An 11,725-nucleotide genomic window follows, 5' to 3' on the forward strand; every position below is an offset into this window, starting at 1 on the left:
AATTGTTAATTGCCTAACACTCCCGAGCACATCTGAGTGTCTGCTCACCTCGCTAATCCTGCCGTGTAGCTCGAAGTATGCGGCCGGCCACTGTGGACGAAGAGCAGACACCGTAGCAGGACCACGGCACAGCGGCCCCTCCGAACTACATCAAGAACAGCGTCGCCAGCCCGAGGAAGATGAAGAAGCCGCCCGAGTCGGTGAGGGCGGTGATCAGCACCGAGCCGCCGACGGCCGGGTCGGCGCCGAGGCGTTCGCGCAGCAGCGGGATCGAGACGCCGGCGATGGCGGCGAGCAGCAGGTTGAGCGTCATCGCGGCGGTCATCACCATGCCGAGTGGGGCGCTGCCGTACATCCACCAGGCGGCGAGGCCGAGGAGTCCGCCCCAGATCATGCCGTTGATCAGCGCGACGTTGATTTCCTTCCTGAGCAGGCGGCGAATGGCGTCGGGCTGAACCTGTCCGATGGCAATGGCGCGGACGATCATGGTGATCGTCTGATTGCCGGAGTTGCCGCCGATGCCGGCGACGATGGGCATCAGCGCGGCGAGCGCGACGAGCTTTTCGATGGAGTTCTCGAAGGCGCCGATGACGCGCGAGGCGACGAAGGCGGTGACGAGGTTGATCGCCAGCCAGGCCCAGCGGTTTTTCACCGAGTCCCAGACCGAGGCGAAGATGTCTTCCTCTTCTTTCAAGCCGGCCTGCGCCAGTTGTTCGGCTTCGCTTTCTTCGCGGATGAAGTCGACGACGGTATTGACGGTGACGCGGCCGATCAGCCGGTGCTGCGCGTCGACGACCGGCGCGGAAACGAGGTCGTAGCGTTCGAAGGCCTGCGCCGCTTCTTCGGCTTCGTCGCTCGGTTGCAGGTCGATGAAGTCGGTGAGCATGACGGCGCCGACTTCGGTATCCGGGTCGGAGACGAGCAGGCGGTTCAGGGGCAGCACGCCCTTCAGCTTTTCGTCGCGGTCGACGACGAAGAGCTGGTCGGTGTGGTCGGGCAGTTCGTCGAAGAGGCGCAGGTAGCGCAGGACGACTTCGAGCGTGACGTCTTCGCGCACCGTGACCATGTCGAAGTCCATGATCGAACCGACCGATTCCTCGGGGTAAGACATGGCTGCGCGTAACTGCTCGCGCTCTTCGACCGACAGCGACTGGAAGACGCCTTCGATGACCTCGTGCGGCAGGTCGGGCGCGAGGTCGGCGAGCTCGTCGGCGTCAAGGCTTTCGGCGGCGGCGACGAGTTCGTGCGAATCCATGTGCGCGATGAGGCTTTCGCGCACGGCATCGGAGACTTCGAGCAGGATGTCGCCATCACGCTCGGCTTTGACGAGATCCCAGACGATCAGCCGTTCATCGAGCGGCAGGGCTTCGAGAACGTAGGCGATGTCGGCCGGGTGCATGCGCTCAAGGCGTGCGCGCAGTTCGCTCAGATGCTGCTTGTGCAGCAATCCTTCGACGAGCTCGTGGCGCGGCATTTCCTGCCGGTGCACGAGCGTCTCGACCAGCTTTTGACGGGCGAGCAGCGTCTGCACCGCGCTAAGGTGCTCGTGCAATTCGTCGCCGTCGGCGTGGTGGAGTTCGTCGCTCATGATGCGCTGCGCAAAGGGAAGCGCGATTCTAACATCGCTCCCCGGCATCGCCCCGCCTCGCCGCCCGCTCCGGGCGTTGCGCGGCGCTGAAGGCCGCGCTGCATGGTCGCTATGGTAGTTCGGCCGAGGGCATGCGCGTCAGGATGATCCCCGTTTTTTTGGCGAGCCCCGGCGCGCCGCGATTGCGGTCGTAGAAGCGCGGGTTGGGCACCATGCCGGCCAGCCGCGCCGCCTGCTCGGGCGAGAGTTGCGCCGCCGAGACGCCGTAGTAGTGCCGCGCGGCCGCTTCGGCGCCAAATACGCCGTCGCCCCATTCGATGACGTTGAGATACACCTCAAGGATGCGCCGTTTGCTCCAGAGGTTTTCGAGCATCAGCGTGATGGCGGCTTCTTCGGCCTTGCGCCAGGGTGTCTTGGCGGGAGAGAGGAAGAGGTTCTTGGCGAGTTGCTGCGAGATGGTCGAGCCGCCGGCGACGATGCGGCCTTTTTGCTGGTTCTTTTCCATCGCTTTTTGCATGCCGTCCCAGTCGAAGCCTTCGTGATCGACGAAGCGGGCATCTTCCGAGGCGATGATGGCGCGCTTGAGGTTCGGCGAGATGCGCTCGAAGCTCACCCACTGCTGCTTCAACTCGGCGTCGGGTTTTTTCTGGCGCAGTTCGGCGAGCCGGATTTCCATGAAGTGCGTCATGCCCGGATTGGCGTTGGCCCACCACAGCACATGGCCGAACAGCCAGAGCTGGTAGAGCACGAAGAGAGCGATCACGCCGAGTACCGCGCGCTTCACCCATAGTCCAAAGGTTTTCATGGTTTTCCGGTGCGTCGGGCGCCCGTCGCTGGCTCAGTCGTGGCGTCGCTGCGCGAGCAGTGGCGCGGTCTCCGGGCGTTGACCGCGCCAGACGAAAAAGGCTTCCGCCGCTTGTTCGATGAGCATGCCGAGGCCGTCGGCGCAGCGGCCGACGCCAGCGGCGCGTGCTTCGGCAAGAAAGGGAGTGTCGCCATCGGCACGGTACATCATGTCGTACGCGAGACCGTCGTGCGCGAACGCGTGTTTGCCGATGGGCAGGGCTTGGCCGGCAAGGCTGGCGGAGGTGGCGTTGATGATGAGGTCGAAGGCGCCCTCGCCGGTGTCGACAGCCGCGAAGCCGCCACCCGCGAGGCGGCAGCCGGCGGCGTGCGGCTGGAAGTGTTCGGCCAGCGCCTGTGCCTTGTCGGCACTGCGGTTGGCAATGAGCAGGCGGGCCGGACGGGCGTCGAGCAACGGCGCCAGCACGCCGCGTGCCGCGCCGCCCGCGCCGAGCAGCAGGATGCGGCGGTCCGCGAGCGCGCAGCCGAGGTTGTGTTGCAGATCACGCAGCAGGCCGGCGCCGTCGGTGTTGTCGCCGATGATTTCGTTGGCTGCGGTGGCGGCGTTAGTCGCGGTGGCGTCAGCGGTGCCTGAGGTGTGGGAGGTGGCGGCGTCTGACGCAAGGGCGCCGATGCTCAGCGTGTTGACCGCGCCGGCGAGGCGGGCGCGTTCGGTCAGGCGCGTGGCGAGGCGGCAGGCTTCTTCCTTGAACGGCACCGTGACGTTGGCGCCGCGCCCGCCGGCGGCGATGAATTCGCCCAGCGCCGTGGCAAACCCGTCGCGCGGAGCGAGGATCGCCGTATAAACGAGATTTTCGCCGGTTTGCCGGGCGAAAGCCGTATGGATGGCGGGGGAGCGGCTGTGCGCGATGGGGTTGCCGAAAACGGCGTACGGATCGGGCATCGCGGCTCGCACTGGGTCACGCATCGGCTCGCTGACGGGGGCGCTCATCGGTTCGATCCGGCAGTCTGCAAGGAATCGCCGTTGACGAAGTTCCAGGCGCGGGTGATTTCGAGAATGTCGGTGTCGCGCTGAATGGCAGGCGGGAAGGGCGCGTACGGCGCGCTCATCTGGACGATGCGCCGCGCCGCGTCGTCGAGGATGCGATGGCCGGAGGAGCGGTTGATCTCGATCTTGTCGATGCTGCCGTCGCTCTTGATCGCCACCGTCAGCACGAGGGTGCCGTAGAGCTTGCCGCGCGCTTCTTCGGGGTAGTTGAGCGTGCCGACGCGCTCGATTTTCTGCCGCCACTCCTCGACGTACTGGGCGAAGCGGTATTCCTCGACGCGCGCGCCGATGTTGCGCTTGCGCGGGCGTTTGTTGTACTCGTCGATGTTCTGCGCGATCTCGCCTTCGAGGCGGGCCATGGCCAGCGCGTTCTCGGCCAGATCGCGACCACGGATGACCGGCGTCGGGCGCGGCTGCGTCTCGCTGTCGGGGCGCGGCGCAATGGCTTTGCGGCTGGTGGCGCGGGTTTGCAGCTTCTGTTGCTGCATTTCCAGTTGCTGGACGCGCTGCTGCGCCTGTTCGAGTTCGTTGCCGCTCTTGCGTTGCGCCGAGGCTGGCAATGAGCTTTTGGCGCGGCGGTTGTCCTCGACGTTGCCGCCGCCATCGAGATTCGCCTGCGCCAGCGCCTGCGCTTCGCTCGGGCGGCGCGCCGATTTGCTGTTGACCAGCACGATCTCCAGTGCCTTGTCCTGAAAGACGCGCGACATTTCGGGGAAACCGAAATGCAGCGTCAGCAGCACGCCATGCAGCAGCAGAGAAGCGCCGATGGCCAGCGCAAGGAACGAGGGTTGGCCGGCGCCAAGGCGGGGCAAACGCGGCACAGCGAGGTTCACGTCAGGCAGCCGCCGGCAATGAGGGGGATGTCGCCGCATCGGCGGCGAGGGCGGACGCCTCCGCCGCGCTGTCCTCGGGGGCGGCGTCGGCAGTGGCGGCGTCGGTCGGCGAGATGGAGTCGGTGGCGCTGGAGGTGTCGGCGGAGTCGACACGCGAATCGGCGGGCGACTCGTCGCTGTCGTTGACACTGTCGGGTTCTTCGTCGTCCGGGGCGACGCCGTCGGCGGCCAGCGTTTCGAGCCAGCGGCAGCCGAGTTCGAGCGTCAGCAGGTCGATGCGCTCGACCGACAGGCGAATGCGCGCTCCGGCGGGCAAGTCCGGCGCCGAGGGCACGCGCTGGATGATCGGCAGACCGTCGACGCGAGCCGTGCCGTCGCGCCGGATGACCGCTTCGAGGGTCGTGCACGCTTCCTGTTGCAGCCAGCGCAGACTCCAGTAGCGCTCCATGCCGCGCTGGAATTCGGCGTAGGCGGCGTAGGCGAGTTCGAAATCGCGGACGATCGCAAACAGCTCCTGATTGCGCCCGGCCTTGGCGGCAAAGGGCGGCGCCTCGTCGTTGAGGCAGGCGATCAGCTGGCGTTGATTGACGAGGTCGACGTAACGGCGCAGCGGCGAGGACATCCACGCGTATTGCGGCACGCCGAGGCCGTCGTGCGGCGCGGCTTGCGTCGTCATGCGCACCTTGCCGGCCGATTGTGCGCGGTAGATTGCCGGTACGCGCTGTTCGGCGAGCAGGCCGCCCCACAGGCTGTTGGCGACGATCATCAGTTCGGCGACGAGCATGTCGAGCGGGCTGCCGCGTGGGCGCTGGCTGATCGACACATGGCAGGATTCGGCGTCGGCAAGATCGCCGACGATGTCGAAGTTGTAATCGACAAAACCTGCCGCGTTCGACGACTTGCCGCGCCGCGCTTCGCAGGCGCCGGCCAGTTGCCAGAGGGTCTTCAGTTCGTCACGGAAGGGAAAGTCGCCGAGGCCGTCGGCCAGCGTCTGCGCGTTGAAGACCGGCTCCAGGTCGTGATGGCGCAGATTGGCGGCGATACGCACGCGGTCGATGCGCGATTCGTGGCTGACGATGGCGAAGTCTTCGCTGACAGTCAGGTATAGCGAGAGCGCCGGGCAGGTGCGTCCGGCTGCCAGCGTGAAGTGCGCGACGACGCTGTCGGGCAGCATGGTGATCTTGCTGCCGGGCATGTAGACCGTCGACAGGCGCTCGCGGGCAATCGCGTCAAACGGTGAATCCGGCGTGATCGAAAGTCCCGGCGCGGCGATGTGGATGCCAACGCGCCAGCCCACGCCCGGCAGGCGTTGCAGCGAGAAGGCGTCGTCGATCTCGGTCGTCGATGCGTCGTCGATGGAAAAGGCTGGCGCTTCGGCGAGCGGCAGGGCGGCGATGGCCGGTTCGGCGAGCGGCGCCAGTTCGCCAAAGCCGGGGCCGCGTGGGAATTCGTCGAGCAGGAAGCGGCGCAGATGGAAGGCGTAGGGCGAGCGGATGGCGCCGCAGCGCGCCAGCAGGGCGAGCGCCGAGAGGCCGCTCGCGGCACAGGCGGCTTCGAGCGCCTTGGTCTCCGGGCGGTTGCGGTCGGCCTTGTAGAGTAGCTGGTCGATCAGCGGCGGAAATTCGGGGGGCAGCGTGAAGGCTTGCAGCTCGGCGGCCATGCGCTCGATGGCCAGCGCTTGCAGGCGCTTCTTTTCCAGTCCGGCGAGCGCGGCGGCGAGGATGTCGGGCGGCGCCTTGCGGAAGCGGCCACGGCCCTTGCGGTGAAAGTAGATCGGCGCCGCGTGCAGAGCGAGCAGCAGCGCCGTCGCTTCGACCGCCGAAGGGGCGTGTCCGTAGTATTCGGCGGCAAAATCGGCGAAGGCAAATTCGCCGTCGCCGGCGCACTCCCAGAGGAAGTCGGCGTCGATCTCGGCAGCCAGCGGGGTGGCGCGTTCGAGCAGTTCGCCCGGCGCCGGCGCACTGAAACGCAGCAGCACGTTCGTCGCCTTGATCTTGCTGCGTTTGCCGGATACGGCTTCGACCTGCAACGAGGTGTCGTTGTCGGCCAGGATGGCGCCAGTCTTGAAGGCGCTGTCTTCTTCGAATAGAACGTGCATGCGCCGATTATAACCTGCGGCCTGTGCCGTCGATTTGCCGCCAGCACGGCATTTCTGGCGGTTTTTGCGGCGATGGCGGGGCGCGCCGGCGCCTCGCCGCGATGGCGTCGCTCAGGAGTCTCTTATGACTCGTTCAGGAGGCGCTCCAGGCGATCAGGCCAAAGTGCCAGGTGGCGAAGACAACGAGCCCGAAGGCGATGCGGTACCAGGCGAAGATCGTGAAATCGTGCGTGCTGATATAGCGCAGCAGGGCGCGCACGGCGATGAAGGCCGAGATGAAGGCGGCGATGAAGCCAGCGACCCACATGCCGATATCGTCGAAGGAGAGCAGCGCACGCTCCTTGTACAGCTGGTAGGCCGTGGCGGCGAGCAGCGTCGGGATCGCCAGGAAGAACGAAAACTCGGTCGCCGCGCGCCGCGACAGCCCGAAAAACAGGCCACCGATGATCGTCGCACCCGAGCGCGATACGCCGGGGATCAGGGCGCAGGCTTGCGCCAGACCGAGCTTCATGGCGTCGCCAAGGCGCAGGTCTTCGACTTCGACGATGCGCACCTGATGCCGCCGCCGTTCGGCCCAGAGGATGATCAGGCCGCCGACGATGAAGGTGGTGGCGACGGTCGGCGCGTTGAAGAGGTGATCCTTGATGGCGTGGCCGAAGAGCAGGCCGAGTATCGCCAGCGGCAGGAAGGCGACGAAGACGTTCAGCGCAAAACGGCGGGCAGCGCGTTCGCGCGGCAGACCGAGAAGAACGTTGAGGATGCGCGCCCGGTATTCCCAGCAGACGGCGAGAATGGCGCCCGACTGGACGACGATCTCGAAGAGCTTGCCGCGGTCGTCGTTGAAGTTGAGCAGATCGCCGGCGAGGATCAGGTGGCCGGTCGACGAGACCGGGAGAAATTCGGTCAGTCCCTCGACGATGCCGAGAATGACGGCCTTCAGCAGAAGCAGGTGTTCCATGCGGCAGGGCTCGGGGAAAGTGTGTGAAGGGGCGCGATTATACCGGCTGCCAGAGAGGCGAGTATGTCAGGAGGCTGACCGCCGGCGCGGCAAGCGGGCTGGGCGACCGCCTCTGCGGCACTCTGCGGGCCCTCTTTGCCCCGCGCGTGCCGCCATGCGAAAGGGCGAAGAGGGCGAAGAGGGCGAAGAGGGCGAAGAGGGCGAAGAGGGCGAAGAGGGCGAAGAGGGCGAAGAGGGCGGCGCCGGGAGACGGCGAGGTCGTTCGGCGCCGCTGCGCCTTAGCGACCAAATACGCCGCTCGCCGCATGCGGTGCGCCGCGCCAGAGTTGGGGCGGGGCGTCCACCGTGGCGCCGAGCGCGGCGGCGGCGTGCCAGGGCCAGCGCGGGTTCCAGAGGATGCCGCGCGCCAGGGCGACGAGGTCGGCGTCGCCATCGGCGATGACGGCGTCGGCCTGATGTGGCTCGGTGATGAGGCCGACCGCAATGGTCGTCAGGCCGGTTTCGGCCTTGACCCTGCGTGCGAACGGCAGCTGGTAGCCCGGCGCGACGGGAATCGATTGCGCCGCAGAGAGCCCGCCACTGGAAACATGGAGGAAGTCGGCGCCCCGCGCTTTCAGGGCGCGCGCCAGCGCCAGCGTCTGCTCGATGTCCCAGCCGCCGGCCACCCAGTCGTCGGCGGAAACGCGCAGGCCCAGCGCTTTTTCTGCCGGCCAGACGGCGCGAACGGCGTCGAATACTTCCAGCGGGAAGCGCAGGCGGTTTTCCAGCGAGCCTCCGTAGTTGTCCTGTCGGAGGTTGCTCAGCGGCGACAGGAATTCGTGCAGCAGGTAGCCATGTGCGGCGTGGATTTCGATGATGTCGATACCCAGCGCATCGGCGCGTCGTGCAGCATCGGCAAAGGCCGTGCGCAGACGCGCCAGCCCGGCCGTGTCGAGGGCAGTCGGTGGCGTGTCGCCGTCGTTGAAAGCGAGTGCCGACGGGGCGAGCGTCGGCCAGCCACCGGCCTCGGGCGGCAGTTGTCGCCCGCCGCGCCAGGGGGCTTCGCAACTGGCTTTGCGCCCGGCGTGCGCGAGCTGGATCGCCAGCGGCATCGTCGAGTAGTGGCGCACGGCGGCGAGCACCGGCGCCCAGGCGTCGGCGCAGGCGTCGTCCCAGAGGCCCGGGCAATACGGCGTGATGCGGCCTTCCGGCGCGACTGCCGTGGCTTCGATGATGAGCAGGCCGGCGCCGCTTTGCGCCAGCGTGCCGAGATGCATGGTGTGCCAGTCGCCGACCTTGCCGTCGGTGGCGGAGTACATGCACATCGGTGCGATGACGATGCGGTTATCGAGCGTCTGCCGGCGCAGGGTGAAGGGGGAGAACAATGGATGGCTCATCGGGGCTCCGTCGGTCGGTGCGGGGATCGTGAGAGAACAGGTTAAGAGAGTGGTGCGGTGATGCGTTCGAGGTGGGCGAGATAGGACAACGCCGCGTCGCGATCTGCGCCGCACATCTCCTCCGACGCCTGCAAGCCACCACAGCAGGCCGGGCGTTCCGGTCGCTGCCACAAGCCGCAGCGCAGATCGGCGGTGAGGTTGGCGCAGGGATCGCCAGCCGCCTTGCCCGCCGGATGGCCGGGCATTGGCGTGGCGATTGAGGGGGCAATGCAGCAGGCGGCGCAGGCGGGGCGGCAATCCATGAGGGCGAGGGTGTGGGCTGAGTGAGTGCCTATTCTCGCGCGGATCGTCGCCCGCTGGCGAGGTGTCGATTCGCCAGTTCGCCGCTGCGCCGTTCGCCAGCCTGAACGCGCTCAGCGCAGCGGGTAGGGCGCGAAGCGACGGCGGTTTTCGTCGACGACAAGGGCGCCGCCGACAGCGGGGAAGGCGCGCTGCGGACAGACCTCGCGCGGGCAGACCTTGCAGCCGGCGCCGATGGGGGTGTAGCTCTCGCTATCGCCAAGGTTCAGCCCCTTGCTGTAGACCAGCCGCTCGGCGTGTTGCAGGTCGCAGCCAAGGCCGATGGCGAAGCGCTTGCTCGGCGCGCCGTAGCCGCCATAACCGCGCGTTACCGTGCGCGCGATCCACAGGTAGGCGCGGCCGTCGGGCATCGCCGTCAGCTGGGTGAGTACGCGTTCCGGCTGCGCAAAGGCTTCGTACACATTCCACAGCGGGCAGGTGCCGCCGATGCGCGAAAAGTGGAAATCGGTCGCCGACTGGCGCTTGGAGATGTTGCCGGCGCGGTCGACGCGCACGAAAAAGAAGGGGATGCCGCGCGCCTCGGGCCGCTGCAGCGTCGACAGGCGGTGGCAGGTAGTCTCGAACTCGACGCCGAAGGCGCGTCCGAGGCGTTCGATGTCGTAGCGCAGGGCTTCGGCGCGTTCGAGAAAGCGCGTGTAGGGCAGGATCAGCGCGCCGGCGAAGTAGTTGGCGAGACCGATGCGCGCCAGCCGCCGCGCCTCGTCGCTGGCGAGCGCGGCGCCGGCGGCGAGCGCGTCGATGCCGTCGCCGGCCTCGAGGAAGGCGAGCTGCGTCGCCATCTGGAAAGCCTGCTGCCCCGGCGTCAGATGCGGTGACAGCGCCAGCGTGCGCGTGGCGGGGTCGAATTCGCGCTGGGCGTCGCCGCTCGCCTCGGCGGGCAGGCGGCTGCCGCGCCGTACGTCGATGCCGTGCGCCTGCCGTAGCCGCGCTTCGAGGCCGTCGGCCATCTCGCCGGGGCGCAGCTGCCAGGCGTCGGCGAAGCCTTCGGCGAGGCGGTCGAGTTCGTCGATGTGGTTGTGCCGCGCGTAGAAGAAATCGCGCACTTCCTCGAAGGGTTGTCGCGTGGCCAGTGGCTGCTCGCTGCGGTCAAGCCCCATGCGTGCCGCCCAGGCCGCTTCGCGCTCCTGCGCTTCCTGCTGGCGTCGGGCGAGCGTCAGCAGTGTGCGCGCCACACCCGGCATGCCGGCAGCGAGTTCGCGGATCTCGGCCTGCGAGACCGGCTCGCCGGCACCGTGTTCGCGAAAGGCTTCCTGCAGATCGGCGATCAGCCGCGCCTCGTCATTCTCGGAAAAAAGCTGCACGTCGACGCCGAATACGGCGTTCAGCCGCAGCAGCACCGGCACGGTGAGCGGGCGCTGGTTCTGCTCGAGCTGGTTGAGGTAGCTCGGCGAGAGTTCAAGCGCGCGCGCCAGTGCCACTTGCGTGAGGCCGCGCTCCTCGCGCAGACGTTTCAGGCGCACGCCCATGAAGGTCTTTTTCATCGGATGTTCACAAGATTCGCAGAAAAACGCATTCGGGTTCGCAAAACTACGCCATTTCAGGTCTTTATGGCGTTTTTACGTTGCGTATATTGCGAATCTTCTGTCGCGCTGGCAAGCGATATTGGCGTTTTTTTCAGAGGAGTCTGCGATGTTCGTTAATCCCTATTTTTACTGCGAGGCGGCATTCGGGCCGCTGCCCGACAGCCCGGCGGCTGACGGCGTGGACGGCGCGCCTGTGTCAGGCGTGATTCCGGGTGATGCGCGGGCGCTGGAACTGGCTCCAGCGGGCGCGACGCTGGCGACGACCGCGCCGCAGGCCACCGCCGCCGGGGATCTCGCGTGAGCGGCGCAGACGATATCGCCGAGGCACTGCCCGGCGCCCGCGAACTCGATGTATGCCTCGCGGCCTCGTTGCGCGAGCGCATGTTCGAGCATCGCTTGCGCCCCGGCGCGGCGCTGGACGAGGCATCGCTCAGCCGTCATTACGGCGTGTCGCGCGCGTCACTGCGCGCGGCCCTGCAACGGCTCGCCACCGACGGACTGCTGCGGCCGGCCGGCGAGGGCTTTGCCGTCAGTGCGCTGGCGCGTGACGACCTCGCCTGTCTGTGCGAACAGTTCGTGCAGATCGAGTGCCACCTGCTCTGCCGGCTGGCGGCGCGCTCGTCCGAGGCGCTGGTGGCCGTGCTCGAAGATTGCCGGCGCGCCGCCGCGCAGGGGGCCGTCGTCGGTAACGCGGCAGATGGCACGGCGACTGGCGAGGAGTCCATCGTCGCGGCACAGCGCTGGCTGACGTGTTTGCGTCGCGCGGCGGCAGCGGGCGGGGCGCCGGTGTTCGCGTTGCTTGCCGCGCAGTTGCGCCGGCAACTACGGCTGGCGCTTGGGCCGGCATGGCCCGCCATCGAGCGCGCCGCCGTGCTCGACTTGCGTGTGCCGTTTGGCAGCGCGCTACTTCAGCGCCGCGACGATGAGATCGAGCGCCTGTGTCGCATGCAGGGGAGGGCGCTGCTGGCGGCGCTTGAGGCGACGATGGACGTTACCAGCAGCGGCGCTGGCGGCCGGGTCGCCACCGCCGCAGGCGAGGCATTGCCACGCGGCGCTCACTCACGGTTGGGGCAGGGCAAGGTTCCCGTCGATAGCCCGCTGCGACGTTAGACAGAGGGCGCGCTATTGCTCCGGTGC

Annotated in this window: 11 protein-coding genes; 2 read left to right on the forward strand and 9 right to left on the reverse strand. The window is 67.6% G+C overall.

Going from position 1 to position 11,725, the window contains the following annotated elements; genetic code table 11:
- Positions 1-145 precede the first annotated feature (145 nt).
- The 9 genes from mgtE to GHK24_RS07060 form a co-directional block, all read right to left on the reverse strand.
- Entirely contained in the window at positions 146-1,588 is a 1,443-nt protein-coding gene (gene mgtE / locus GHK24_RS07020; RefSeq protein WP_153471114.1) for a magnesium transporter, read from the reverse strand.
- Positions 1,589-1,697: 109 nt separating this feature from the next.
- Positions 1,698-2,393, reverse strand: coding sequence for a monofunctional biosynthetic peptidoglycan transglycosylase (gene mtgA / locus GHK24_RS07025; protein ID WP_153471117.1), 696 nt, complete (start codon positions 2,391-2,393; stop codon positions 1,698-1,700).
- A 33-nt stretch (positions 2,394-2,426) separates the two neighbouring features.
- The gene (gene aroE, locus GHK24_RS07030; RefSeq protein ID WP_228384579.1) at positions 2,427-3,383 is read right to left on the reverse strand and encodes a shikimate dehydrogenase; all 957 of its coding nucleotides are present in this window, start codon (positions 3,381-3,383) and stop codon (positions 2,427-2,429) included.
- Positions 3,380-4,273, reverse strand: a complete 894-nt coding sequence (locus GHK24_RS07035; RefSeq protein WP_340666132.1) for an energy transducer TonB — start codon at positions 4,271-4,273, stop codon at positions 3,380-3,382. Before GHK24_RS07035 ends, aroE begins: the two co-directional genes overlap by 4 nt.
- A gap of 1 nt (position 4,274) precedes the next feature.
- Positions 4,275-6,371 carry a ribonuclease catalytic domain-containing protein gene (locus GHK24_RS07040; protein WP_153471123.1) on the reverse strand — a complete coding sequence of 699 codons (2,097 nt, stop codon included), beginning with the start codon at positions 6,369-6,371 and terminating at the stop codon, positions 4,275-4,277.
- A gap of 133 nt (positions 6,372-6,504) precedes the next feature.
- Positions 6,505-7,329, reverse strand: coding sequence for an undecaprenyl-diphosphate phosphatase (locus tag GHK24_RS07045; RefSeq protein ID WP_209022624.1), 825 nt, complete (start codon positions 7,327-7,329; stop codon positions 6,505-6,507).
- A gap of 278 nt (positions 7,330-7,607) precedes the next feature.
- A complete protein-coding gene (locus GHK24_RS07050) occupies positions 7,608-8,705 on the reverse strand; it encodes an NADH:flavin oxidoreductase/NADH oxidase (RefSeq protein ID WP_153471126.1) in 1,098 nt (365 codons plus the stop codon).
- 41 nt (positions 8,706-8,746) lie between these two features.
- The gene (locus GHK24_RS07055) at positions 8,747-8,950 is read right to left on the reverse strand and encodes a YkgJ family cysteine cluster protein (protein ID WP_340642686.1); all 204 of its coding nucleotides are present in this window, start codon (positions 8,948-8,950) and stop codon (positions 8,747-8,749) included.
- A gap of 168 nt (positions 8,951-9,118) precedes the next feature.
- Complete coding sequence (locus GHK24_RS07060; RefSeq protein ID WP_153471132.1) at positions 9,119-10,546, reverse strand: short-chain fatty acyl-CoA regulator family protein; 1,428 nt, start codon at positions 10,544-10,546, stop codon at positions 9,119-9,121.
- On the opposite strand from GHK24_RS07060, the gene GHK24_RS07065 reads away from it, so the two are divergent.
- Together GHK24_RS07065 and GHK24_RS07070 are read left to right on the forward strand one after the other, a co-directional pair.
- Positions 10,530-10,889 (forward strand): hypothetical protein, encoded by a 360-nt coding sequence (locus GHK24_RS07065; RefSeq protein ID WP_153471135.1) that lies wholly within the window; start codon positions 10,530-10,532, stop codon positions 10,887-10,889. The two genes, GHK24_RS07060 and GHK24_RS07065, sit on opposite strands and share 17 nt — an antisense overlap.
- Positions 10,886-11,698 (forward strand): GntR family transcriptional regulator, encoded by an 813-nt coding sequence (locus GHK24_RS07070; RefSeq protein ID WP_153471139.1) that lies wholly within the window; start codon positions 10,886-10,888, stop codon positions 11,696-11,698. Before GHK24_RS07065 ends, GHK24_RS07070 begins: the two co-directional genes overlap by 4 nt.
- Positions 11,699-11,725 lie beyond the last annotated feature (27 nt).

It is taken from the genome of Rhodocyclus gracilis, assembly GCF_009617575.1.
In the GTDB taxonomy this organism is placed as follows: Bacteria; Pseudomonadota; Gammaproteobacteria; order Burkholderiales; family Rhodocyclaceae; genus Rhodocyclus; species Rhodocyclus gracilis.